26 protein-coding genes are annotated in these 22,297 nt (G+C 63.2%); 11 read left to right on the plus strand and 15 right to left on the minus strand.

Features of this window, described 5'->3' with window-relative positions; genetic code table 11:
* Positions 1 to 8: 8 nt before the first annotated feature.
* Positions 9 to 614, minus strand: coding sequence for a hypothetical protein (locus tag ESZ60_RS20655; protein ID WP_167620025.1), 606 nt, complete (start codon positions 612 to 614; stop codon positions 9 to 11).
* A 314-nt stretch (positions 615 to 928) separates the two neighbouring features.
* Between ESZ60_RS20655 and ESZ60_RS00960 the strand changes: the two genes are divergently transcribed.
* Positions 929 to 1,249 (plus strand): DMT family transporter, encoded by a 321-nt coding sequence (locus ESZ60_RS00960; RefSeq protein ID WP_134678532.1) that lies wholly within the window; start codon positions 929 to 931, stop codon positions 1,247 to 1,249.
* A 33-nt stretch (positions 1,250 to 1,282) separates the two neighbouring features.
* On the opposite strand, the gene urtE is transcribed toward ESZ60_RS00960, so the two are convergent.
* From urtE to dapD, 9 genes are all read right to left on the minus strand, one after another.
* Complete coding sequence (gene urtE, locus ESZ60_RS00965) at positions 1,283 to 1,993, minus strand: urea ABC transporter ATP-binding subunit UrtE (RefSeq protein WP_134678533.1); 711 nt, start codon at positions 1,991 to 1,993, stop codon at positions 1,283 to 1,285.
* Positions 1,994 to 2,737: an urea ABC transporter ATP-binding protein UrtD gene (urtD, locus tag ESZ60_RS00970; protein WP_134678534.1), complete on the minus strand. Its 744-nt coding sequence runs from the start codon at positions 2,735 to 2,737 to the stop codon at positions 1,994 to 1,996.
* Entirely contained in the window at positions 2,734 to 3,966 is a 1,233-nt protein-coding gene (gene urtC, locus ESZ60_RS00975) for an urea ABC transporter permease subunit UrtC (protein WP_134678535.1), read from the minus strand. The genes urtD and urtC overlap by 4 nt, the downstream gene beginning before the upstream one ends.
* Position 3,967: 1 nt before the next feature.
* A complete protein-coding gene (gene urtB / locus ESZ60_RS00980) occupies positions 3,968 to 5,911 on the minus strand; it encodes an urea ABC transporter permease subunit UrtB (RefSeq protein WP_134678536.1) in 1,944 nt (647 codons plus the stop codon).
* Between the two features lie 60 nt (positions 5,912 to 5,971).
* Positions 5,972 to 7,255, minus strand: coding sequence for an urea ABC transporter substrate-binding protein (gene urtA / locus ESZ60_RS00985; RefSeq protein WP_134678537.1), 1,284 nt, complete (start codon positions 7,253 to 7,255; stop codon positions 5,972 to 5,974).
* A gap of 171 nt (positions 7,256 to 7,426) precedes the next feature.
* On the minus strand, positions 7,427 to 8,677 hold the full coding sequence (locus ESZ60_RS00990; RefSeq protein ID WP_134678538.1) for a lytic murein transglycosylase: 1,251 nt from the start codon (positions 8,675 to 8,677) through the stop codon (positions 7,427 to 7,429).
* Between the two features lie 76 nt (positions 8,678 to 8,753).
* A complete protein-coding gene (locus ESZ60_RS00995; RefSeq protein ID WP_134678539.1) occupies positions 8,754 to 9,077 on the minus strand; it encodes a hypothetical protein in 324 nt (107 codons plus the stop codon).
* Between the two features lie 91 nt (positions 9,078 to 9,168).
* Positions 9,169 to 9,420, minus strand: a complete 252-nt coding sequence (locus ESZ60_RS01000; protein WP_134678540.1) for a GlsB/YeaQ/YmgE family stress response membrane protein — start codon at positions 9,418 to 9,420, stop codon at positions 9,169 to 9,171.
* Positions 9,421 to 9,491: 71 nt separating this feature from the next.
* Complete coding sequence (gene dapD / locus ESZ60_RS01005; protein ID WP_134678541.1) at positions 9,492 to 10,316, minus strand: 2,3,4,5-tetrahydropyridine-2,6-dicarboxylate N-succinyltransferase; 825 nt, start codon at positions 10,314 to 10,316, stop codon at positions 9,492 to 9,494.
* Between the two features lie 104 nt (positions 10,317 to 10,420).
* Here dapD and ESZ60_RS01010 point away from each other — a divergent pair, with 104 nt between their 5' ends.
* A complete protein-coding gene (locus ESZ60_RS01010; protein ID WP_134678542.1) occupies positions 10,421 to 11,248 on the plus strand; it encodes an LOG family protein in 828 nt (275 codons plus the stop codon).
* A 5-nt stretch (positions 11,249 to 11,253) separates the two neighbouring features.
* Here the strand turns inward: ESZ60_RS01010 and rlmH are convergent, their stop codons facing one another.
* From rlmH to ESZ60_RS01025, 3 genes are all read right to left on the minus strand, one after another.
* On the minus strand, positions 11,254 to 11,721 hold the full coding sequence (rlmH, locus tag ESZ60_RS01015; RefSeq protein WP_134678543.1) for a 23S rRNA (pseudouridine(1915)-N(3))-methyltransferase RlmH: 468 nt from the start codon (positions 11,719 to 11,721) through the stop codon (positions 11,254 to 11,256).
* Positions 11,722 to 11,735: 14 nt separating this feature from the next.
* Positions 11,736 to 12,191: a ribosome silencing factor gene (gene rsfS / locus ESZ60_RS01020; protein WP_134678544.1), complete on the minus strand. Its 456-nt coding sequence runs from the start codon at positions 12,189 to 12,191 to the stop codon at positions 11,736 to 11,738.
* A 75-nt stretch (positions 12,192 to 12,266) separates the two neighbouring features.
* Positions 12,267 to 12,500, minus strand: coding sequence for a hypothetical protein (locus tag ESZ60_RS01025; protein WP_134678545.1), 234 nt, complete (start codon positions 12,498 to 12,500; stop codon positions 12,267 to 12,269).
* 296 nt (positions 12,501 to 12,796) lie between these two features.
* On the opposite strand from ESZ60_RS01025, the gene leuC reads away from it, so the two are divergent.
* Positions 12,797 to 14,233 carry a 3-isopropylmalate dehydratase large subunit gene (leuC, locus tag ESZ60_RS01035; RefSeq protein WP_134678546.1) on the plus strand — a complete coding sequence of 479 codons (1,437 nt, stop codon included), beginning with the start codon at positions 12,797 to 12,799 and terminating at the stop codon, positions 14,231 to 14,233.
* Here the strand turns inward: leuC and ESZ60_RS01040 are convergent.
* Positions 14,214 to 14,831, minus strand: a complete 618-nt coding sequence (locus tag ESZ60_RS01040) for a hypothetical protein (RefSeq protein ID WP_245155540.1) — start codon at positions 14,829 to 14,831, stop codon at positions 14,214 to 14,216. The genes leuC and ESZ60_RS01040 overlap by 20 nt on opposite strands.
* An 84-nt stretch (positions 14,832 to 14,915) precedes the next feature.
* Between ESZ60_RS01040 and leuD the strand changes: the two genes are divergently transcribed.
* The 5 genes from leuD to ESZ60_RS20660 all read left to right on the plus strand — a co-directional run bounded on the left by leuD (position 14,916) and on the right by ESZ60_RS20660 (position 18,208).
* Positions 14,916 to 15,521, plus strand: coding sequence for a 3-isopropylmalate dehydratase small subunit (gene leuD, locus ESZ60_RS01045; protein WP_134678548.1), 606 nt, complete (start codon positions 14,916 to 14,918; stop codon positions 15,519 to 15,521).
* Positions 15,512 to 16,558, plus strand: a complete 1,047-nt coding sequence (locus ESZ60_RS01050; RefSeq protein WP_134678549.1) for an endonuclease/exonuclease/phosphatase family protein — start codon at positions 15,512 to 15,514, stop codon at positions 16,556 to 16,558. Before leuD ends, ESZ60_RS01050 begins: the two co-directional genes overlap by 10 nt.
* A gap of 372 nt (positions 16,559 to 16,930) precedes the next feature.
* Positions 16,931 to 17,395 carry a c-type cytochrome gene (locus ESZ60_RS01055; protein ID WP_134678550.1) on the plus strand — a complete coding sequence of 155 codons (465 nt, stop codon included), beginning with the start codon at positions 16,931 to 16,933 and terminating at the stop codon, positions 17,393 to 17,395.
* Complete coding sequence (locus ESZ60_RS01060; protein WP_134678551.1) at positions 17,395 to 17,991, plus strand: cytochrome b/b6 domain-containing protein; 597 nt, start codon at positions 17,395 to 17,397, stop codon at positions 17,989 to 17,991. The genes ESZ60_RS01055 and ESZ60_RS01060 overlap by 1 nt, the downstream gene beginning before the upstream one ends.
* A 58-nt stretch (positions 17,992 to 18,049) precedes the next feature.
* Positions 18,050 to 18,208, plus strand: coding sequence for a hypothetical protein (locus ESZ60_RS20660; RefSeq protein WP_167620026.1), 159 nt, complete (start codon positions 18,050 to 18,052; stop codon positions 18,206 to 18,208).
* 43 nt (positions 18,209 to 18,251) lie between these two features.
* Here the strand turns inward: ESZ60_RS20660 and parC are convergent, their stop codons facing one another.
* Complete coding sequence (parC, locus tag ESZ60_RS01065) at positions 18,252 to 20,480, minus strand: DNA topoisomerase IV subunit A (protein WP_134678552.1); 2,229 nt, start codon at positions 20,478 to 20,480, stop codon at positions 18,252 to 18,254.
* Between the two features lie 104 nt (positions 20,481 to 20,584).
* Between parC and ESZ60_RS01070 the strand changes: the two genes are divergently transcribed.
* The 3 genes from ESZ60_RS01070 to ESZ60_RS01080 are packed head-to-tail and all read left to right on the plus strand — an operon-like array spanning position 20,585 to position 22,222.
* Positions 20,585 to 21,403: an SDR family NAD(P)-dependent oxidoreductase gene (locus tag ESZ60_RS01070; protein ID WP_134678553.1), complete on the plus strand. Its 819-nt coding sequence runs from the start codon at positions 20,585 to 20,587 to the stop codon at positions 21,401 to 21,403.
* 25 nt (positions 21,404 to 21,428) lie between these two features.
* Positions 21,429 to 21,629 (plus strand): twin transmembrane helix small protein, encoded by a 201-nt coding sequence (locus ESZ60_RS01075; RefSeq protein WP_134678554.1) that lies wholly within the window; start codon positions 21,429 to 21,431, stop codon positions 21,627 to 21,629.
* Positions 21,629 to 22,222 carry a cob(I)yrinic acid a,c-diamide adenosyltransferase gene (locus ESZ60_RS01080; protein WP_134678555.1) on the plus strand — a complete coding sequence of 198 codons (594 nt, stop codon included), beginning with the start codon at positions 21,629 to 21,631 and terminating at the stop codon, positions 22,220 to 22,222. The genes ESZ60_RS01075 and ESZ60_RS01080 overlap by 1 nt, the downstream gene beginning before the upstream one ends.
* Positions 22,223 to 22,297: the final 75 nt, after the last annotated feature.

The raw sequence follows: 22,297 nt of genomic DNA on the forward strand, positions 1-22,297 counted from the left end.
CCTGTCGTCTAGGTTCGTTTGGTCAGATAATCAAACAGGCTTTCTGCCACGCCCAGTTTCAAATTGCGGGCAAGGTAGATCGTATCCTTTCCATACCGAAATCCGACGCGATACTGCCGCGCCACATTGCCGTTGGCGGCGATCGCACCTGCTGCCGCCACGCCGCTCGCGATGGCTGCCGTGCCCACTACAGCGGTCGCCGCCATCGCGCCGCCCACTCCGGTCCCACCTCCGACGATTCCTACGCCTCCGGTTACAACGGGTCCCGATTTGCTGTTCGGATTATCAAGAACGATTTCAGCAATATTGTCGAATTTGTACAGCATATCGCGAATTACGAAACCCTCAGGCTTGATCGTGAAACTGGAGTGGCTCGTCGTCGCTTTCCACAGCCCATAAAGCGCCCCTAACGATATAAGGATCCAGAAAAAAGTACCGATTACTGGGTCCCTGACCCCCAGCAGATCGATGAACGCCACAACGATGGAGGGAACAGCGATGCACAGAACTATTCGCGCAAACCAGCCTAATCCGGCACCTTTTGTCGAAATTTCGATCTGCCCATCCCCCTGATCGCGCCGTATGAAACCCTCGTCAATTTTCGCTTCGTTCATAATCCATAAACCTGTTGATGTGCGCCTTGCCACCCGCTCGATCAAACCTCGGAGGAGGCATCGTAAATCTACCTTTGGTTGATTATTAATTCCATAAATATTCTTTAGAGTGCATTGATTTTTGGAAGTTGATACCGCAGTCGGGCGCGTTGCGGGAATCGCACGATTCCTTGCTGCGGCAGTTCCGAACTGCCGTCGCACGTAAACGTACCTCTTGCGAACAGCCCTTCGAAAAACTACCGAATAGAACCGAGGACGACCTCACCCTTATGGCGATCAAGCGGGACGGCCCGATCCACATCAGGAGATCAGGCATGGCTTGGCTTTATCTGTTCATCGCGGGAATCCTCGAAGTCGTCTGGGCCTATTCGATGAAGAAATCGGACGGGTTCACCATTCTTCTTCCCAGTATTGTCACCATCGTCGCCATGATCGCGAGTTTCGGCCTGCTGGCGCTCGCGATGCGGACGCTGCCTCTGGGCACGGCCTATACGATCTGGACCGGCATCGGCGCGGTCGGAGCCTTCATCCTGGGCATTGTCCTGCTGGGTGAAGCCGTGAACGTCGCTCGCGTGGCCGCCGCTCTGCTGATCGTCAGCGGCATCCTCTTGATGAAACTCAGCTCAGCCCACTAAAGCAGCAGTGGCGCCCAGTCCGATTGCGCGCCATCAGGCCGCCGCCCCCAAGCCCGCGAGCCGCGCCTTCAGCGCCTCGCGCGGCACTTCGGCCCTTGTCCCCGCAATCACCGGCCGCCCGCGTTCCAGCATCAGGAAACGGTCGCCAAGGTCATGGGCGAAGTCAAAGAATTGCTCGACCAGCACAATGGCCATATCGCCCTTGTCGCGCAGACCTTTAATGACGCGACCGATCTGCTGGATGATATTGGGCTGAATCCCTTCGGTTGGCTCATCCAGCAGCAGCACCTTGGGCCGCATGATCAGCGCCCGCGCAATGGCCAATTGCTGTTGCTGCCCGCCCGATAGATCTCCGCCGCGACGGTGGCTCATCTCGGCCAGAACTGGGAAATGCTCGAAAATTTCATCGGGAATCCGCCGCTCGCCGCGTGGCAGGATGGCAAGGCCGGTCTCAAGATTCTCGCGCACGGTCAGCAGCGGAAAAATCATCCGCCCCTGTGGGACATAGCCCACGCCCTTCAGCGCCATGGTCTGAGCGTTCACCCGCCCCAATTCCTCGCCATTCAGGCGCAGGCTGCCGCCCGAGCGCGGATGGCTTCCCGAGAGCACCTTCAAAAGGCTGGTCTTGCCAACGCCATTATTGCCCATGACGCAGGTGACCTGCCCCGGCTCGGCCACCAGATCGACACCGTAAAGGATCTGGCTGCCGCCGTAATGCAGGGTGATATCACGTGCTTCCAGCATTTATCCGCGCCCCAGATAGACTTCGATGACTTCGGGATTGGCCGTGACATGGTCAAGGCTGCCCTCGGCCAGAACCGAGCCCTCATGCAGCACCGTCACCTTGCAATCGAGGCGGCGGACGAAATCCATGTCATGTTCAACGACAACGACCGCGTGCCTTTCCGAGAGACGGCGCAGCAGGGTCGTGGTCTGCTCACGTTCGGCCAAGGTCATGCCCGCCGCAGGCTCATCGACCAGAAGCAGGCGCGGGTCTTGGGCGAGCAACATGCCGATCTCGAGCCATTGCTTCTGCCCGTGGCTCAGTTCGCCCGCCTTCCGCGCCAGTTGATCGGCCAGTCCAACTTCTTCAGCGAGTTCCGCGACCCGCGCCACGCTATCGGCGCTTGGCCGCCAGCGCAGCACGCTGAAAGGGCCTCGCGCGGCGCTCAGCGCCATGGTCAGGTTTTCGGAGACGGTCTGATCCTCGAACACCGTCGGGCGCTGAAACTTGCGCCCGATTCCAGCCCGCGCGATCTGGGATTCGTTCATCTTGAGCAAGCTTTTCGAACCCTCGCCCCAGAGCACCTGCCCCTCATTCGGGCGGGTTTTTCCGGTGACGATATCCATGAACGTGGTCTTGCCTGCACCATTCGGACCGATGATCGCGCGTAGCTCGCATTCGCCGATCTCGAACGAGAGGTTATTGATGGCGCGGAACCCGTCGAAACTGACCGAGATCCCGCGCACCTCCAGAAGTGCGGTCATTCCACGGCCTCCTTTTCACGCAATGCGCCCATATCGGGACCAAGCGCCGCGCCGCGTCGGCGGGGCGGGCGCAGCCCTTCAAACAAATCGACCAGACCCGAAAGCCCCTTCGGCGCAAAGAGCGTGACCAAGACGAAGGAAAGGCCCAGCATCACCTGCCACCAATCGACCCATTTCACGATGTAGAAACCCAGATTGAGATCGGGCGCGCGCCCGCCGGTAAACCAGCTCGACAGCAGAGAAACGAAAACCGCACCAATCGCTGCGCCGTAAAGCCGCCCCCGCCCGCCAATGGCGACCCAGACGGCGAGATAAATCGAGGCGATGGGCGCAAGCTCGGCCGGGTTGATGATGCCCGCCTGCGGGTAATAGAGCGCGCCCGCAATGGCGGTGACGACAGCGGCGAGGACAAAGACCACCAGCTTGTAGCTTTCCACCGAATAGCCAAGGAAACGCACCCGGGCCTCATCGTCGCGGATGGCGCGGGTGACGCTGCCGAATTTGCCCGAGGCGACCCATGCGATCAGCAGATAGCCCAGTCCCAAGGCCAGGGCCGAGGCCCAGAGGAACCATACCGACAGCTTTTCCTGCCCCACAGCATCGAGGCCGGGGATGTTTTGCAGCCCCGACAACCCGTTATTCCCGCGCAGCCCGGAGTCGTTTTGGAAAAGATATAGCGCCAAAGCCAAGGTCATCGCCTGCGTCAGGATCGACAGATACACCCCGTTCACGCGGGATCGGAACGCCAGCCAACCAAAGACCAATGCCAGCAGCCCCGGCACCAGCACGACCAGCGCGAGTTGCCCCCAAAGCGAGCCGGAAAAGGCCCAGATCAGGGGGAACTTGTCAGACCCCACAACACCGAAAATCTGCGTCGCGACCGCGGCCGAGATCTCGGCATCGGTGGGCGGAATCGGCAGGTTCGCCAGCGTTCCGGTGACGATACCCTCGGTCCGGGCGACCATCAGCCACATGCCGATCATATAGCCGCCAAGCGCGAAGAAGGCCATCTGGCCAAGGCTCAGAATGCCGGCATAGCCCCAAACCAGATCCATCGCGACGGCCGCAAGGGCAAGGCAGAGCGTCTTGCCCAGCGTCTTGACCATACTGGTCGAGATCGCGCCCGTGCCATAGCCCGCCGACAGGACCGTGACGGCAACGGTAAAGACCGCCAGCACGCCAAGAAAGACGAGGATCGAGGGATGCCGCAGGACAAGTGGTTTGCGCATGTCAGGCCCCCACGGCGCGGCCCTTGGCGGCGATGATGCCGCGCGGCCGGAACTGGATGAAGATGATAATGAACAGGATCATGTAGGTCTGCGCCGCCAGCGTATTGGCCGGGTTGAACCACTCGATCCCCTTCTGCAGGAAGCCGATCAGCGCCGCGCCCGCGAGCGTGCCCCAGATATTGCCGACGCCGCCGACGACGACCGTCATGAAGCTTTGCACGATATAGTCGCTGCCGAGTTCCGAGGTGACCTTGGCGAAGAGCCCGATGGCCACGCCTGCGATCCCCGCAATCCCCGAACCAAGGCCAAAGGTCAGCATGTTGATGCGGTCGGGGCTGATCCCCATGCTGGCTGCCATGGCGGGGTTCTGGGTCACGGCGCGGACTTCCAGCCCCAGCCGCGTCCGGTTCATAATGAAGAGGTAAAGGCCCAGAAACACCAGCGCGAGGACGAAGATCGCAATCCGGATATAGCTGATCGAGACGACGTCGTTGAAGGTCAACGCCCCATCGAGCCAAGCGGGCGAAGTCAGCGGCCGGGCCTGCGTGCCGAAGATGTTCTTGGCCAATTGCTGCAAAGCGATCGAGACGCCGAAGGTCGCCAGAAGCGTCTCGAGCGGGCGCTTGTAGAGATGGCGGATCACCAGTCGCTCCAGCGCGACGCCCGCCGCGAAAGTCACGATAAAGGCCAGAGGCAGCGCGACGATCAGCGAGATGGTCCGGTCCGCGATGAATTGCTGGACCACGTAGCCGGTATAGGCCCCCATCATAATGAACTCGCCATGCGCCATGTTGATGACGCCCATCACCCCGAAGGTGACGGCCAGACCGATGGCGGCAAGGAAATAGATCGAGGCCAAGGACAGCGCATCCAGCGACAGATCGGCGGCCTGCATCATGCCGATCCGGCTTTCGGTGCCGCGCAGGGCGGCGCGGGCGGCGGTGGTCACTTCGGCCTTCGGCTCGGCATAGAGATCGACGAATTTATAGCGATCAAGCGCCGCATCGACCTCGGCCTCGCTCGCCGCGGGCTGGACCGTGCCTACGGCTTCCAGCGCGGTATAGGCGCGATCGCGGGCGGATTGTTCGTGAAGTTGCGCAAGTGGAACGCCGCCCACCTTGCCGTCAAGGATATGCTGGGCAAGCGTCTGGCGCATCGCCTCGGGCGTCAGGCGGGCGGGGGCGAGTCCCTCCGAGACCAGAAGCGCATAGGCCTCATCGCGGGGGATATCGCTACCGACCGCGAGTTCGCGGGCCGGATTGGCATCGGCCGGGATCTCTTCCATGGCGCCGCGGCGTGTCGCCAGAAGCGGGTTCAGGCTCGCGCGGAAATCCAGGCCCGTATCGCCGCCGAAGCTTTCAATGGCCGCGATGCGGGCTTTGGGATCGGTGTCATATTGAATGGTCAACAAGCGCTCGAGCCGCTGCTTGCGGGCGGCAAGGGCGGGATCGGGGTCTTCCATCGCCTCGCGCAGCAAGGCAAGCTGGCTTGCATCGGCGCGACGCGAGAGCGAATCCAGCGCCTCGCCTCGGCGCTTGGGATCGGGATCGGAAAGCGCATTCCCGGCCAACGCCGCCGAGATCACACCCCGCACCCCGGAATTCGGGCGCAGCAGCGTCACCTCGCCTTCGGGCGCGGTTCCAAGATCGGTGCCGGTCGCGGCATCGGTCAGTTTCAGATTGCCGTCTTCGGGGGAGGTGATGACCAAAAGCCCATCGCTCTTGCGCAGAGCCAGCATCCGATCCGCCCAGGCCTGCAACAGCGCCGCGCCTTGCGGGCCGGTCGCGGCAATGGCCTCGACCACCGGGCCGACAGAGCCGCGCGAGGGTTTCTCGATCTCGGCGCGATGCGCGGCGATGACCGCGCCCAGTTCGGGCGATTGCGCATGGGCGACGAAAGGCAGGGCCAGCGCAACAAAGGCCAAGGCAAGCAGGAATAGACGCATGGAGTCCTCGGGACGGGCAGAAAAGGGGCGGCGCGTCACGCCGCCCCGGTCATCAGCGGGTCAGTAGTTCGATTTTTCCTGCACGCAGCTATTGGTCTCGGTGTTCCACATGCCGCATTTCTTGCCCGGCCAATCCGAGTCGAGCTTGGCGCTTTCAGGCAGGAAATCGGTCCAGGCATCGCCGGCGACCTCGTCGGTCTGGCTCACGATGTCGAACTGGCCATCGGCGCGGATCTCGCCGATCAGGACCGGCTTGGTCAGGTGGTGGTTCGGCAGGACCTTGGCCATGCCGCCGGTCAGGTTCGGCACCTCGACGCCGACAATGGCGTCCAGAACCGGGTCGGTATCGGTGGTTCCCGCCTTCTCGACCGCCTTAACCCAGGCATTGAAGCCGATGACCGTGGCTTCCATCGGGTCATTGGTGACACGCTTGTCGTTCTCGGTGAACTTGTGCCACTCGTCGATAAAGGCCTTGTTGGTATCATTCTCGGCGGATTGGAAGTAATTCCATGCCGCGAGATGGCCCACGAGGTTGGTGGTATCCAGACCGGCCAGTTCTTCTTCGCCCACCGAAAAGGCGATGACCGGGATTTCCTCGGCCGAGATGCCCGCAGCCGCCAGTTCCTTGTAGAAGCCGATATTCGCGTCGCCATTGATGGTCGAGACGACGCCGACCTTCTTGCCATCGGCCCCCAGCGCCTTCACATCCGCGACGATCTTGGACCAGTCGGAGTGACCGAAGGGGGTGTAGTTCACGAAGATATCGCCTTCGGCCACGCCCTTGCCCTTGAGATAGGCATCAAGGATGTTGTTCGTGGTGCGCGGATAGACGTAATCCGTGCCTAGAAGCGCCCATTTCTCGACGCCCAGTTCCTCGGCCATGTAATCCACCGCCGGAATCGCCTGCTGGTTTGGCGCGGCACCGGTATAGATGACGTTCTTCGAGCTTTCCTCGCCCTCATACTGCACCGGGTAGAACAGCAACCCGTTCAGTTCTTCGATGACGGGCAGCACCGACTTGCGGCTGACCGAGGTCCAGCAACCGAAAATGGCGTCAACGCCATTGACCGAGATGAGTTCGCGCGCCTTTTCCGCGAAAAGCGGCCAGTCCGAGGCCGGATCGACCACGACCGCTTCGATTTTCTTGCCGAGCAAGCCGCCCTTGGCGTTCTGCTGCTCGACCATCATCAGCACGGTGTCTTTCAGCGTGGTCTCGGAAATCGCCATGGTTCCCGAAAGCGAGTGGAGAACCCCGATCTTGATGGTGTCCTCCTGCGCCCATGAGGCGCTCGTCAGGCCGACCGACACAAGGGCGGCGGCCAAGACGCTGCTATAATACTTCATCCCTGTTTTCCCTCTCGTTGTGTGCCGCTGGGCGGCTGTAACGATGAGGGCAATGAGTCGGGCAGAATGCCAAGTTCAAGGGCAGGCCAAGAACAGGACGTTCAGCGCTGCCCTTATTTGTGCCCGGTTTTCAGGCACTAGGTGCGATCCGGCGGCAAAGCGAAAAAGCGTTCAGCCGCGCAGCATGGCCAAGAGCGCGGCATCGGCATAGCCGTCCGGCACCATGCCGCGGCTGCGCTGGTAGCCCTTGACCGCCTCGACGGATTTCGAGCCCAGCTTGCCGTCCGCCCCGCCGGTATCAAAGCCGCGCGCCATCAGAAGGCGCTGGATCTCGGCCTTTTCACTGTTCGAGAGCGTGCGCTCACCCCGCGGCCAACTGCCCCGGATATAGGGGCGGCCAGCGATACGGTCGGCCAGATAGGACACGGCCAGCGCATAGCTGTCCGAGGTATTGTATTCGAGGATGGCACGGAAATTCTCGGTGATCAGGAAGGCCGGACCGCGCGCGCCCGCGGGCGCAAGCAGCGCGCCGGTCGGCACCGCCGCGCCATTCGCCGCGCGCACGCCCAGTGAGGACCAATATCCGCCCGGCTTGACCACCGATTTGCTCACCAGATTGTAGTCGAAGCCCTGCGGCAGGATCACCTCGGTTCCCCAGGGCTGACCCGCGCGCCAGCCGCTGGCGCGCAGATAGGCCGCGGTCGAGGCCAGCGCGTCGGTCGGGTCATTCGACCAGATGTCGCGCCGCCCGTCGCCGTTGAAATCGACGGCATGGTTCAGGAAGGTGGACGGCATGAACTGGGTATGACCCATCGCGCCGGCCCAGCTTCCGACCATATGGGCATTGTCCACGTCACCCGCCTGGATGATGCGCAGCGCCGAGACCAGCTCGCCTGAGAAGAACTCGCCGCGACGCCCGTCATAGGCCAGTGTCGCGAGCGCCGGGATGATCTGGGTGCTGCCGCGGTTCGCGCCGTAATTCGTTTCCATCCCCCAGACGGCCAGCACGATCTCGCGCGGGACGCCATAGCGGCGTTCGATCGAGGCAAGGGTGCTGGCATAATTGGTCGCCATCTCACGACCGGTCGAGACACGGCTACCACCTGTCGCCCCATCCAGATATTCCCAGATCGGCTTGGAAAACTCGCTCTGGCGGCGGTCCAGCGCGACCAGGCTGGGCTGGAAATGCGCCCCCGCCATGGCAATGTCGAAGACCTGCGGAGATACGCCAGCCGCCAGCGCACGGGGGCGGAAGCTGTTGACCCAGTTCTGGAAACCCGCCTCGGAGCCCTGCCCACCTGCCGTGGGCAGGCCCGCGAAATTGCCGCCGATGGCGCCGGGGGCACGGTTTGCCCCCCCGCAAGCTGTCAGCGCGCAGACCAGAAGGGCCGCGGTTGCCAGTCGAAGATAGCGTGCTGTCATTGGCCTGTCCCCTGCCTGCTCTTGTTCTGGTTGAAGCCAGTCTAGCGCAGCGAAACGGGGGTGAACAACAGGCTTGTCAGGCTTGCTCGTCCTCGTCGAAAATCGCCTCCATCTGAGCGACGATGACAGAGTTTTCGGCAAGCGCGCGATCCATCAGGGCGCGCTCTTCCTCGGGAATGTCATGGCCTTCGGCCAGTCGTTCGTCAATCGACCCGTGGCCCGTGACCTCGAGCGGTTTCAGTCCGGCCTGTTTCAGGATCGCGACGGTCTCGCGCACCGCCTCGTCCTCGTCCTTGCCCGAGGCATAGCAGACCAGAGCAGCGCCGGTCGCGTCCTTGGGCAGACCGTCATTCTCGGCGCGCCCGACCTCGACCAGAAGCGTATAGACCTGCTGTGCCATTTTTGTCCCCATCTGCCAATTCGGCCCTGATCCCCCAATGAGCCGGGGAAAACAAGGCCGAGATCAGGTTCTCATGAGAGGAAAGGCCTGCCTATCTGGCGACCGCCCGATAAAGCCAGATCAGGATCACCGCGCCGATCAGGCCGACGAAGCCTTGCGCGATCCAACTGCCCGCCTGCGCGTTCAACCCCAGAATACCGAGCACCGCGTTGCCGATGACCGCGCCGACAATGCCGAGGATGATGTTCAGAAACACCCCCGTATCGGCCTTCATGATATTGCTGGCGATCCAGCCCGCGAGGCCGCCCACGATAATGGCGGCGATCCAGCCCAAGCCTTCCATGCGCTTCTCCTTGAATAGGGGTGTCTGCGCGCTCAACGCGGACACCCCCGATCAGGTTCACGCCGATCGGATCAGTCGCGCAGCAACTCGTTGATCGAGGTCTTGGACCGGGTCTGCGCATCCACGCGCTTGACGATGACGGCGCAGTAAAGGTTCACGCCGTTCTTCGAGGGCAGCGAGCCGGCGACGACCACCGAGCCGGCGGGCACTTCGCCATACATGATTTCGCCGGTTTCGCGATCGACGATCTTGGTCGATTTGCCGATGAAGACGCCCATGCCAAGGACCGAGCCTTCGCGCACGATGCAGCCCTCGACGACCTCGGAACGCGCCCCGATGAAGCAGTTGTCCTCGATGATGGTCGGGCCGGCCTGCATCGGTTCCAGCACGCCGCCGATGCCGACGCCGCCCGAGAGGTGGACGTTCTTGCCGATCTGCGCGCAGGAACCGACGGTGGCCCAGGTATCGACCATGGTGCCCTCATCGACATAGGCGCCCAGGTTCACAAAGGACGGCATCAGCACGACGCCCTTGGCGATATAGGCCGACTTGCGCACGACAGCGTTCGGCACGGCGCGGAAGCCCGCCTCGCGCCAGCGGTTCTCGCCCCAGCCGGCGAATTTGCTGTCGACCTTGTCCCACCAACCGCCGTTTTGCGGACCGCCGGCATGGATCTCCATGTCCTTCAGGCGGAAGCCCAGCAGCACGGCCTTTTTCGCCCATTGGTTCACATGCCAGTCGGCACCCTGCTTTTCGGCGACGCGCAGCGTGCCCTGATCCAGAGCCTCCAGCGTGGCCTCGACGGCGTCGCGGGATTCGCCCCTGGTCGCGGGGGTGATCTGGTCGCGGATTTCCCAGGCGGATTCGATGGCGGCTTCAAGCTGGGCGTTCGACATGGCGGTACTCTCTTTGCTGGAACTCGGGTGGAAACTGGTTTGCAAGGGCTATAGACCGGGGGAATGCGGCCGCGCAATCCGCCTGCCCGCCTCTGAGGTTCCTGATGATCGAAGAAGACGAGCGCCACCACCCGATCCGCGACAGCCAGCAGGACGCCGTGGCCGAACGTCGGCATCCCGACACGCCGCAAACCCGCGCGCCCGCCTATCGACTGGCCTTTACCGACCAGGAATTCCTGCTGAGGGACGAATTGCGCCCGGTTCGGCTGCAACTGGAACTGCTGAAGCCACAGATGATCATGGATGCGCGCGGCATCCGTTCGACCATCGTGATGTTCGGCGGCGCGCGCATTCCTGCGCCCGAGCATCGCGACTCCGCCCGGACAGAGACGCTCGCCGAACTCTCGCGCTATTACGAAGAGGCCCGGCGTTTCGCCCGGATGATGACCGAACGCAGCCTTGAAAGCTATGGCGCGGAAAACGTGATCTGCACGGGCGGCGGCCCGGGCGTGATGGAGGCCGGAAATCTGGGCGCACATGAGGCCGGCGGAACTTCGATCGGGCTCTCGATCGTGCTGCCGCACGAGCAGGCGCCGAACGAATACGTGACGCCCGACCTGTGCTTCAATTTCCACTATTTCGCGATCCGGAAAATGCATTTCCTGATGCGCGCCAAGGCCGTCACCATCTTTCCCGGCGGCTTTGGCACGCTCGACGAGATGTTCGAGGCCCTGACCCTGATCCAAACCGGCCGGATGCGGCGCGTGCCCTTCATCCTTTTTGGACCCGAATTCTGGCACAAGATCATCAATTGGGACGCGCTGGCCGAGGCCGGCACGATCAGCGCAGAAGACCTTGATCTGATCAGCTTTGTCGAAACCGCCGAAGAGGCCGTCGCGATCATCGACAATTGGGTCGAACCCTGCCCCTGAGGGGATCAGACCCGATGATAGGGGCTACCTGCCAGAATGGTCGTGGCGCGGTAAATCTGCTCGGCCAGCATGACGCGGACCAACATATGCGGCCAGACCATGCGCCCGAAGCTGATCGACAGATCGGCGCGAGCGCGCAGGCTGGGATCAAGGCCATCGGCGCCGCCGATGACAAAGGCGATGTCGCGCGCCTGATCGCGGAAAGCGGCAATCTTCTGGGCAAATTCCGGCGAGGAGAGCATCTGGCCGCGCTCGTCCATGATGACCAGCGCCGCGCCATCGGGGATAGCGCGCTCAAGCAGCGGGGCCTCGGCGCTCATGCCGCCGCCGCGCTTGTCCTCGACCTCGGCGATCGACACCGGGGGCAGGCCCAAGGCGCGACCGGCCTTGGCATGACGATCAAGGTAATCGGCGATCAGCTTCGCCTCGGGGCCCTGCCGCAGCCGCCCGACCGCGGCAATGACCATCCTCATGCTTCAGTTCCGGCTCAGATCTGGGTCCGGCGGGCTTCTTCGGCCGCATGATCCGCGCGCAGCCGCTCAAGCGTGGCCGAGCGCAGCGCATCCGCCGGCATCCACATCTTTTCGAGCTGGTAGAATTCGCGCACTTCCGGGCGGAAGACATGGACGATCACGTCATCGGTGTCGATCAGCACCCAGTCGCCGGTATCCTTGCCCTCGATGCGGGCGGAACGGCCGGTCTGTTCCTTCAGGCGCTGGACCAGTTTTTCGGCGATGGCGGCCACCTGACGCGACGAGCGACCCGAGGCGATCACCATGTGATCGGCCATGGCCGAACGACCGCGCAGGTCGATGGTCACGACCTCTTCGGCCTTGTCGTCATCAAGCGAGGTGAGAATGCGGTCCAGTAGCTGATCGCTGGTCAGCTCGGACTCCGCGGTGGACGCAGCCGGCGCAGGAGCCGGCGAAGCGGTATCGGACAGGGGTTCATCCTCCGGTCATCGCGCCGACAACCCCCGGCGCCGGGCCCCTCTAATGTAGCATGATTTATCGCTTGCTCAATGAGCCGAAGGCGGTTTTATTGGTGTATTCCCCCGCGTACATCCGGAAATGGGCAGATTCCCCCAAGGTTCCGGGCATTTGACCTGACTCTGTGTCCAGGCGAGGCGATGGCCGTCAACCCGCGCCATGTGGCGCGCACGCTCGGCCGGGCCACCCGTGATCAGCACCGAAAGTGCGAAAATCGCCACCAGAAACAGCGGGATCGAGCGCAGGACCACCCGAATCATCATCGCTTCGACCTCCTTTTCGTCTTGCGGGCAGGATAACGCCGTGACGAGAAGAGGGAATTAACAGCCTCGTGCGCGCGTATTGCCTGACCGATCAAACCGGCGTATGAGTTCCGACATGCGAGGATTCGTCTATTTCGACATCCATGACCGCGCCCGGCTGCCGGGTCGGTTCTACGGCGAAAGCCTTTCCGTCACTGCGCGACTTTGACGGTGTGCGGCGCATTTCCGGCGCCCCGCCGCGCATTGCGGCCCCATTTTTCGCTATTTCCCAGCTACTCTTTCGGAAAGAGACAGCCATGACCGGCAATATCAATGCGGGCGCGCCCCGCACGCTCTATGACAAGATCTTCGACGCGCATGTGGTCGACCGTTCCGAGGACGGCACCTGCGTGCTCTATATCGACCGCCATCTGGTCCACGAGGTCACCTCGCCCCAGGCCTTCGAGGGCCTGCGCATGGCCGGGCGCAAGGTGCGCCGCCCCGACCAGACCATCGCCGTGCCAGACCATAACGTGCCGACGACTGCCGACCGCGTGCAGGGCATCGAGAATCCCGAGGGCCGCATCCAGGTCGCAGAACTGGACAAGAACGCCCGCGAATTCGGTCTGAACTACTATCCGATGTCGGATGTCCGTCAGGGCATCGTCCATATCGTCGGCCCCGAACAGGGCTGGACCCTGCCGGGCATGACCGTGGTTTGCGGCGACAGCCACACCGCGACGCATGGCGCTTTCGGCGCGCTGGCCCATGGCATCGGCACCTCGGAAGTGGAACATGTTCTGGCGACGCAGACGCTGATTCAGAAAAAATCCAAGAATATGAAGGTCGAGATCACCGGCAAGCTGCTGCCCGGCGTCACGGCGAAGGACATCACGCTGGCTGTCATCGGCAAGACCGGCACCGCTGGCGGCACGGGCTATGTCATCGAATATTGCGGCGAGGCGATCCGCGACCTCTCGATGGAAGGCCGCATGACCGTCTGCAACATGGCGATCGAAGGCGGCGCCCGTGCTGGCCTGATCGCGCCCGACGAAAAGACCTTCGACTATTGCAAAGGCCGCCCGCACGCCCCGAAGGGCGCGGCATGGGAAGCCGCCATCACCTGGTGGAAAACTCTCTTCACCGATGAAGGCGCGCATTTCGACAAGATCGTGACCATTCGCGGCGAGGATATCGCTCCGGTCGTGACCTGGGGCACCTCGCCCGAGGACGTGCTGGCGATCACCGACAAGGTCCCGGCCCCCGAGGATTTCGAAGGCGGCAAGATCGAGGCCGCGCGCCGCAGCCTCGACTACATGGGCCTGAAACCGGGCACGCCGCTGAGTGAGATCAAGATCGACGCGGTCTTCATCGGCTCCTGCACCAATGGCCGGATCGAGGATCTGCGCGCTGCCGCTGGCATTCTGAAGGGCCAGCATCTGGCTGAGGGTGTACGCGGCATGGTCGTTCCCGGCTCGGGCCTCGTACGCCTTCAGGCCGAGGAAGAGGGCCTGGACAAGATCTTCACCGATGCCGGTTTCGAATGGCGTCTGGCGGGCTGCTCGATGTGCCTGGGCATGAACCCCGACCAGCTTGCGCCGGGCGAGCGCTGCGCCGCGACCTCGAACCGCAACTTCGAGGGCCGCATGGGCCGTGGTGGCCGCACGCATCTGATGTCGCCCGTGATGGCCGCCGCCGCGGGCATCAAGGGCCACCTGACCGATGTGCGCGAGTTCATGGCCGAGACGGTCTGATTCCGGCACGGCGGGGCGCGCTTCTGCCCCGCCGCAGCAGGAAGATGGCATTCACGGCGATCAGCAGCAGCCCGGTATTCTCGAATAGGAAGTTGAACCGAATATTCGCGAAATCCATGTTGATGAGACGGTCGAAATGATGGAACCCCACGGCCCGCACCAGGACAAAGCCGCAAAGGATGGCCAGCCCCAGCAGGGCAAGGCCGTTCGACGGCAATGCGCCTTTGAGGCCGCGCAGCAGGACCATCAGGGCCAGGACCATCAGCAGGACCAGCACCAGGATGAAGGCCAGCTGCACGAGGCCGCGGCTCTCGTACCAGCCCTGTGCGCGGGCCAGGCAGCGCCCCGTCGCCGTCAGCGCGGATTGCAGGTCAAGCTGCTTGTTGATCGCGAGAAACGCCGTGATCGCGGCAATCGTGGCCCAGAGCCCGAAGGCCGCGCCCCTCGGGTGCCGTATCGACACCCGCAGGGCCAGAGCACTGCACAAAAGATAAAAGATCACCGTCAGCCAGCCGGTGATCTCGGGGTCTCCGATCCTTGGCGTCCAATCGCGAGCCACGCAGGCACGCAGGGCGGCGAAACTCGTGAACCCGGTCATCAACACATCCTTGTGGCGGCAATAGGCCCGTCACCAAAAAGCTAACGGCCACCCACGCGGCCAGTCAATTCTGCGAGGAAGCAAATGGACAAATTCACGAAGCTGACGGGAATTGCGGCACCGATGCCGCTGGTCAATATCGACACCGACATGATCATCCCCAAGCAGTTCCTCAAGACCATCCACCGCTCGGGTCTGGGCAAGAACCTGTTCGACGAGATGCGCTACAATGCCGATGGCAGCGAAGTGGCGGATTTCGTGCTGAACCAGCCAGCCTATCGCGCCAGCGAGATCATCGTCGCCGGGGACAATTTCGGCTGCGGTTCGTCGCGCGAGCACGCCCCTTGGGCGTTGCTGGATTACGGCATCCGCTGCGTGATCTCGACCAGTTTTGCAGACATCTTCTACAATAACTGCTTCAAGAACGGCATCCTGCCCATTGTCATGCCGAAAGAGGTGGTCGATGTGCTGATGGACGACGCGCGCAAGGGATCGAACGCCCGCCTGACCATCGACCTCGAGAACCAGACGGTGACGACCTCGGACGGCCAGAGCTTCGCCTTCGAGATCGATTCCTTCCGCCGTCACTGCCTGCTGAACGGGCTCGACGATATTGGCCTGACGCTGGAGAAATCCGCCGCGATCGACACGTTCGAAAGCCAGATCGCGCAGAGCCGCCCTTGGGTCTGAGACCGCTTGCCGGGGCGGCCATCCTGGCGGCCCTTGGCCTTAGCGCACAGGCCGACCCCTTGCGGATCGCCACCTTCAGCCCCGACCTGTCGCGCGACGGGCCGGGGCTATTGCTGCGCGATCTGCGGCGCGAGGACAGCCAGATAGACGCGGTGATCCGCGTGATCCTGGAATCGCGTCCAGATATCCTGCTGCTGACCGGTTTTGACTGGGACCATGACGCACTGGCGCTGACCGCGTTTCGCGACCGGCTCGCCAAATCCGGGATCGACTATGCGCATCAGTTCTCGACGCGACCCAATGCCGGGGTTCCCTCGGGGCTGGACCTGAACCAGGACGGCCGACTGGGGACGGCGAATGACCGGCAGGGCTTTGGCCGCTTTACCGGCCAGGGTGGCATGGCCATCCTGTCGCACCATCCGATCGGCCCGGTCCGGGATTACGCGACGACCCTGTGGCGCGACCTGCCCGGCAATCTGATGCCCCCCGGCCCGGCCGAGATCGCCGAAAGCCAGCGCCTTTCTTCGGTTGCGCATTGGGACGCAACCATCACGGTTGCAGGAAAGCCGCTGCATCTGCTCGCCATGTCGGCCTCGCCCCCGGTGTTCGATGGTCCCGAGGATCGGAATGGCAGGCGCAACCATGACGAGTTGGCCTTCTGGCTGAACAACCTGCCGGATGGGACCTTCGTGCTGGCGGGCAAACTGAACGTCGATCCCGCCGATGGTGACGGCCGGCCCGAGGCACTTGCGCGGATCATGCAGCATCTTCGCGATCCCGAGCCGCAAAGCGCGGGCGGCGAAAAGGCCGGGACGCTGGGGATCAACGCCAGCCACAAGGGCAATGCGGCGCTGGATACCGCGCATTGGCCGGGCGACCGCCCTCCCGGAAACCTTCGCGTGGATTATGTCCTGCCGGCTCGGGAACTGACCATCCTCGGCGCGGGCGTGTTCTGGCCCGAGGCGGGGGAACTGGCCGAAATCGCCTTGGAGGCCTCGAGCCACCGGCTGGTCTGGGTCGATATCGACTGGCCCTGAAGACAAAGAGGCCGCCGTTCCAATGTCTCGCGGAGGGAGGAGAGACGAGACAGGAACGGCGGCACTGCCATGAAGAACCCCGTGCGGCTCGGGGTGGCGGGCAAAACGGCCCGTCCATTTCAGGTTGCGCCGCAATGCAGCGTTGCTCAACTGGAAACAATTTCCCCCGCGACACGGCGCAGAATTTTGCCTAAATCTCCCTCAAGGACGCCGAGAGTGGATAAAAAACGGGATATCCGGAAATCTCCGCCTCGAATTGCGCTTCAAAATCACGCGAATGGCATCAGCGCTCGCGTTGGCAGCGCGGGCGAGCTGTGCAAATCTTGGCCCCACGACCTCGTGCAGCCCAAGCCACGCGAAAGGACCGACGATATGCGCCTGATCCTGACTGCCGCCAGTTTTGCCCTGTTGCCGCTGTTTCCCCTGACCGCAATCGCCGATGACGAGTTGGTGGAAAACGCGATCGAGGCCCGCCATGGCTATTACAAGATGCTGGCGCTGAACATGGCGACGCTGGCGGGGATGGCCAAGGGAGATGTGGCCTATGACGAGGCTGCCGCCAGCCAAGCCGCTGCGAATATCGCGGCCCTGACCCATTACGACCTGCCGAGCCTCTTTGTCGAGGGCAGCGCCTCGGGCCAGGCCGAGGACAGCGCCGCCAAGCCAGAGATCTGGACGGATATGGACGATTTCAAGGCCAAGTTCCAAGGCCTGGTCGAGGCCGCCGCTGGCGCGCCCGAGGCCGTCAAAGGCGGGCAGGATCAGCTTGGCCCCGTGGTCGGCAAGCTGGGCGGTGCCTGCAAGGCCTGTCATGACAGCTACCGCGTCAAGGGCTGATGCGCGGGCCCGAACCCCCGCGTGAAATCAGTTTGTGGGATCCGCTCCTGCGCGCCTTTCATTGGCTGCTCGCCTTTTTCGTCGTCCTTGGCTGGTGTCTGGGCCAGTTCGGCCCGTCCAAGATGACGCTGCATTTCTGGTGCGGCTATGTCGTGGCGGGCCTTCTGGTCTTTCGACTGATCTGGGGCTTTTTCGGCCCCGCCCCGGCGCGATTCTCGCATTTCCTGCGCGGCCCCGGTGCCGTGGCAGGCTATCTGCGCGGCATGATGCTGCGCGAGCCGAGCTACTGGCCGGGGCATAATCCGCTGGGGGCGCTTTCCGTCATCACGATGCTGGCATTGCTGGCGGCGCAGGTCACGACCGGGCTGATCTCGGATCCCGAGGATTACATCAATGTCGGGCCTCTTGCCGACAGGGTCGGTTCAGCCACCAGCGTCAAGGCCGTCGGCTGGCACGAATTGGGCGCCAACCTGGTGCTTATCCTTGTCCTGCTGCATCTCGCGGTGATCCTGTTTTACCGCTTCTGGAAACGCGAGGATCTGGTCCGGCCCATGCTGACCGGGCGCAAACAGATCCGTGATCGGCAGGCTGATTGAACGAATCACCCCTGCATGCAAGGCTTGAGTGGTACGGGAACATCAGAAGGACGACGAGATGGTAAAAATCATCGCTGCTACGGCCTTGCTCGTGTCGGTGGCGGCCCTTCCGGTTTCGGCCTGCCCTTACAGCAAATCGAAAGCGGATCAGTCTGCCTCTACCACGGTGCCTGCGGATGGCACGACGGTCATCCTCAAGCCAAGGGCGAACAGCTAGAGACAAGCAACGGGGCCGAGGTCATCCTCGGCCCCGCCTCTTTTCAGTTGAACTTGTTGTCGCGCGGAAAGCCGCGCGGGGCCATCACGCCCGCAGTCGCCCGCTTGCCCAGCCATTGCGCCAGATCCGGCTCGCTGCGGGTGCGCCCGCCGCTTTCCTGCCAGCGCAGCCCCTCGGCCAAGGTGATGCAGATCGCATCCGACAAGCCGCCATCCTTGTATTTCTGCAGCCGCACGCCCTTGCCCCGTCCCATTTCGGGCAGTTCGTCCAGCGCAAAGACCAGCATCTTGCGGTTCTCGCCCACAGTGACGACATGATCGCCGCTGACCGGACGGCAAAGCAGCGCCTCGCCGTTCAGGACCTGCTTGCCTGCGCGCGTCTGGGCCAGAATATCCGCCGCATTGACGATGAACCCATCCCCGGCCTTGGAGGCCACCAGATAGCGCGTGCCGTCGCGCCACGGGAAGAGGTCGATCACCGCCGCATCATTCGGCAGGTCGATCATCAGGCGCAGCGGCTCGCCCATGCCGCGCCCGCCCGGCAGGTTGTTCGCGGGCAGGGTATAGAAACGGCCATTCGCGCCATAGACCATCAGCTTGTCGGTGGTCTCGGCATGCAGCGCCATGAACGGCCCGTCGCCATCCTTGAACTTGATTTCGGCATCCAGAGGCTGGTGCCCCTTCATCGCGCGGATCCAGCCCATTTTCGACAGGATCACGGTGATCGGCTCGCGCTCGATCATCGAATCCATGTCGATCTCGGTGACCTCGCCTGCGGCGCCGATCTCGGTCCGGCGCTGCCCGCCGGGGGCCGACTTGCCGAATTTCTTGCGGGTCTCGCGCAGTTCTTCCGAGATCTTGTCCCATTGCGCGCCCTCATCCGCAACCATCGCGGCAAGGCCCTCGCGTTCCTTCGTCAGGTTCTCATGCTCGGCGCGTAGCTCCATCTCTTCGAGACGGCGCAAGGCGCGCAGACGCATGTTCAGGATCGCCTCGACCTGCGTCTCGGACAGCTTGAACTCGGCGGCAAGCACCGCCTTGGGATCGTCTTCGTAACGGATGATCTCGATCACGCGGTCAAGGTTCAGGAAGGCGATCATGTAGCCCTCCAGCACCTCCAGCCGCGCCGCGATCTTGTCCAGACGGAAATTCGCGCGCCGGACCAGCACCTCGCGGCGATGGTCGAGGAAGGCGCGCAGCACCTCCTTGAGCGAGCAGACCTTGGGCACGCGCCCGTCGATCAGCACGTTCATGTTCAGGCCGAAACGGATCTCCAGATCCGAGACGCGGAACAGCGCCCCCATCAATTGCTCGGGATCGACGGTGCGGGCGCGGGGCTCAAGGACGATGCGGACATCCTCGGCGGATTCGTCGCGCACATCGGCGAGGATCGGCACTTTTTTCAGTTGGATCAGCTCGGCCAGACGCTCGATCAGCTTGGATTTCTGCACCTGATAGGGGATCTCGGTGACGACGATCTGCCACAGACCGCGACCCAGATCCTCGACCGCCCAGCGGGCGCGCAGGCGCAGGCTGCCGCGCCCGGTGCGGTAAGCCTCGGCAATGATCTCGCGGCTTTCGACCAGCACGCCGCCGGTCGGGAAATCCGGGCCGGGCATGATATTGATCAGCGTGTCGTCGCGCGCATCGGGCGATTTGATCAGATGCAGGCAGGCGTCGATCACTTCGTGCAGGTTATGCGGCGGCACGTTCGTGGCCATGCCGACCGCGATGCCGCTCGCGCCATTGCACAAAAGGTTCGGGAAGGCGGCGGGAAGGACGATCGGTTCTTCCAGCGTGCCGTCATAATTCGGGCGGAAATCGACCGAGTTCTCGGACAGACCCTCCATCAGGGCCTCGGAGGCGGCGGTCAGCCGGGCCTCGGTATAGCGGCTGGCGGCGGGGTTATCGCCGTCGATATTGCCGAAATTCCCCTGACCATCGACCAGCGGGTAGCGCATGGCAAAGGGCTGCGCGAGGCGCGCCATCGCGTCATAGATCGCGGCATCGCCATGCGGGTGATAGTTGCCCATCACGTCGCCGGTGATCTTGGCGGATTTCCGGAACGCCCCGGTCGGAGACAGCCGCAGCTCGCGCATCGCATAAAGGATGCGGCGATGCACCGGCTTCAGCCCGTCTCGCGCATCGGGCAAGGCCCGGTGCATGATCGTGCTGAGCGCATAGGTCAGGTATCGCTCGCCAATGGCGCGCGAAAGAGGCTCGGATGTGGTCTGATCCCGTGACGGATCGGGGATGTTCGGATCGTCGGACATGTCTGGTTGAATATTCCTGAGCGCGCCTTCGGTCCAGCCGGAAATGCACGCCTTGCGCGAACAGGTCGCATCGCGCAGAACCGTGCCACATCAGGAGGCGTCGCATGAAAACCGTTTTGATTACCGGCTGTTCCTCGGGCATCGGTCTGGACGGCGCAAGGCATATGCGGTCGCGTGGCTGGCGCGTCATCACCACCTGCCGCAAGGACGAAGACCTTGAAGCCCGTCGCGCCGAGGGATTCGAGGCGATCCATCTGGAACTGGCGGATGAGAACAGCGTCGCCCGCGCCGCTGACGCCGCCCTGTCGCTGGGCCGGATCGACGCGCTGGTGAATAACGCGGCCTTCGCCATTCCCGGCGCGGCCGAGGACCTGCCGCGCGGCGCACTGCGGTCGATCTTCGAGGCCAATCTTTTCGGCACGCATGACCTGACCCGCCGCCTCTTGCCGCATTTTCGCCAGCATGGCGGACGGGTGGTGAATATCAGCTCGGTGCTTGGACTGGTGGGCATCCCGTGGCGCGGCGCTTACGTGGCGACGAAATTCGCCCTTGAGGGGCTGACCGATGTGCTGCGTGTGGAAATGGCCGATACGCCGGTCAAATTCGTGCTGATCGAGCCCGGCCCGATCGGAACGAAGATCCGCCAGAACTCGATCCCGCATTTCGAACGCTGGATCGACTGGAAGTCGAGCGCGCGCGCGGATCAATACCGCCAATCGCTGCTGAAAAGGCTCTACGAACCCGCCGCGAAAAAGGATCGTTTCGAACTGCCCCCCTCGGCGGTCAGCGCCCGGATCGCGCAGGCTTTGGAAAGCGCCAATCCCCGCCCGCGCTATTACGTCACCACGCCCACCTATATCTCGGGGATCGGGCGCAGGCTCTTTTCGACACGCGCACTGGACTGGTTCGCGCGCCGCAGCTAGGCTCCCGCCCCGAAAGGCCCCGTTGATGCATGACAAACCCCTTCTGATCCTGCTGGCGATCTGCTGCCTCGCCGTCGTGGCCATTCTTGCCACGGGCATCGGCGGCTTTGCCAAAGGGGGCGAATTCAACCGCAAGCATGGCAACCGGATGATGCGCTGGCGCCTGATCGCGCAGGCCGTCGCGATTGCCGTCTTCCTGATCTATCTCTGGGCAAGGGGGCATTGATGGTCGTCCTGAACCGCATCTATACCCGCACCGGCGACAAGGGCGAGACCGCCCTCTCGAATGGCGCGCGCGTCCCGAAACATGCACTGCGGGTCGAATCCTATGGTTCGGTCGATGAGTTGAACTCCACCTTGGGCCTTGCGCGCCTGCATGCGACGGAAGAATTGGCCGAGCGCATCGCGGTGATCCAGAACGATCTGTTCGATCTGGGTGCGGACCTCTCGCGCCCGCGCATGGAGGAGGATGCCGAGGCCCCCTATCCCGTCCTGCGCATCATCGAATCGCAGGTCACGCGGCTGGAAACTGAAATCGACGCGATGAATGCGGGGCTTGCGCCTTTGCGCAGTTTCATCCTGCCCGGAGGCACGCCCTTGGCCGCGCATCTGCATCTGTGCCGGACCGTCGCGCGCCGCGCGGAACGCGCCGCATGTGCCCTTGCGGCCAGCGAGGACGCCAATCCGGCGGCGATCAAATATCTGAACAGGCTGTCAGATTGGCTTTTCGTGGCCGGTCGTGTGGCCAATGAAATGGGCACTCAGGACATCCTCTGGGTGCCGGGTGCCAGCCGCGAGCCAAGCCAAGGCAGCGATTAGGACAAAGCGACGTAACGGCGTCGCTTTTGCCCTGTCATTGCTTGGATCAGCCCGTTAACAAATTCGCCGAACAGG

The organism is Paracoccus ravus (genome assembly GCF_004522175.1).
Lineage (GTDB): Bacteria > Pseudomonadota > Alphaproteobacteria > Rhodobacterales > Rhodobacteraceae > Paracoccus > Paracoccus ravus.

Bases quoted from the DNA above. Each gene is read 5' to 3' on its own strand.
- ESZ60_RS20655 (WP_167620025.1), bottom strand. From the start codon at position 614: ATGAACGAAGCGAAAATTGACGAGGGTTTCATACGGCGCGATCAGGGG.
- ESZ60_RS00960 (WP_134678532.1), top strand. From the start codon at position 929: ATGGCTTGGCTTTATCTGTTCATCGCGGGAATCCTCGAAGTCGTCTGG.
- urtE (WP_134678533.1), bottom strand. From the start codon at position 1,993: ATGCTGGAAGCACGTGATATCACCCTGCATTACGGCGGCAGCCAGATC.
- urtD (WP_134678534.1), bottom strand. From the start codon at position 2,737: ATGACCGCACTTCTGGAGGTGCGCGGGATCTCGGTCAGTTTCGACGGG.
- urtC (WP_134678535.1), bottom strand. From the start codon at position 3,966: ATGCGCAAACCACTTGTCCTGCGGCATCCCTCGATCCTCGTCTTTCTT.
- urtB (WP_134678536.1), bottom strand. From the start codon at position 5,911: ATGCGTCTATTCCTGCTTGCCTTGGCCTTTGTTGCGCTGGCCCTGCCT.
- urtA (WP_134678537.1), bottom strand. From the start codon at position 7,255: ATGAAGTATTATAGCAGCGTCTTGGCCGCCGCCCTTGTGTCGGTCGGC.
- ESZ60_RS00990 (WP_134678538.1), bottom strand. From the start codon at position 8,677: ATGACAGCACGCTATCTTCGACTGGCAACCGCGGCCCTTCTGGTCTGC.
- ESZ60_RS00995 (WP_134678539.1), bottom strand. From the start codon at position 9,077: ATGGCACAGCAGGTCTATACGCTTCTGGTCGAGGTCGGGCGCGCCGAG.
- ESZ60_RS01000 (WP_134678540.1), bottom strand. From the start codon at position 9,420: ATGGAAGGCTTGGGCTGGATCGCCGCCATTATCGTGGGCGGCCTCGCG.
- dapD (WP_134678541.1), bottom strand. From the start codon at position 10,316: ATGTCGAACGCCCAGCTTGAAGCCGCCATCGAATCCGCCTGGGAAATC.
- ESZ60_RS01010 (WP_134678542.1), top strand. From the start codon at position 10,421: ATGATCGAAGAAGACGAGCGCCACCACCCGATCCGCGACAGCCAGCAG.
- rlmH (WP_134678543.1), bottom strand. From the start codon at position 11,721: ATGAGGATGGTCATTGCCGCGGTCGGGCGGCTGCGGCAGGGCCCCGAG.
- ESZ60_RS01025 (WP_134678545.1), bottom strand. From the start codon at position 12,500: ATGATGATTCGGGTGGTCCTGCGCTCGATCCCGCTGTTTCTGGTGGCG.
- leuC (WP_134678546.1), top strand. From the start codon at position 12,797: ATGACCGGCAATATCAATGCGGGCGCGCCCCGCACGCTCTATGACAAG.
- ESZ60_RS01040 (WP_245155540.1), bottom strand. From the start codon at position 14,831: ATGACCGGGTTCACGAGTTTCGCCGCCCTGCGTGCCTGCGTGGCTCGC.
- leuD (WP_134678548.1), top strand. From the start codon at position 14,916: ATGGACAAATTCACGAAGCTGACGGGAATTGCGGCACCGATGCCGCTG.
- ESZ60_RS01055 (WP_134678550.1), top strand. From the start codon at position 16,931: ATGCGCCTGATCCTGACTGCCGCCAGTTTTGCCCTGTTGCCGCTGTTT.
- ESZ60_RS01060 (WP_134678551.1), top strand. From the start codon at position 17,395: ATGCGCGGGCCCGAACCCCCGCGTGAAATCAGTTTGTGGGATCCGCTC.
- ESZ60_RS20660 (WP_167620026.1), top strand. From the start codon at position 18,050: ATGGTAAAAATCATCGCTGCTACGGCCTTGCTCGTGTCGGTGGCGGCC.
- parC (WP_134678552.1), bottom strand. From the start codon at position 20,480: ATGTCCGACGATCCGAACATCCCCGATCCGTCACGGGATCAGACCACA.
- ESZ60_RS01070 (WP_134678553.1), top strand. From the start codon at position 20,585: ATGAAAACCGTTTTGATTACCGGCTGTTCCTCGGGCATCGGTCTGGAC.
- ESZ60_RS01075 (WP_134678554.1), top strand. From the start codon at position 21,429: ATGCATGACAAACCCCTTCTGATCCTGCTGGCGATCTGCTGCCTCGCC.
- ESZ60_RS01080 (WP_134678555.1), top strand. From the start codon at position 21,629: ATGGTCGTCCTGAACCGCATCTATACCCGCACCGGCGACAAGGGCGAG.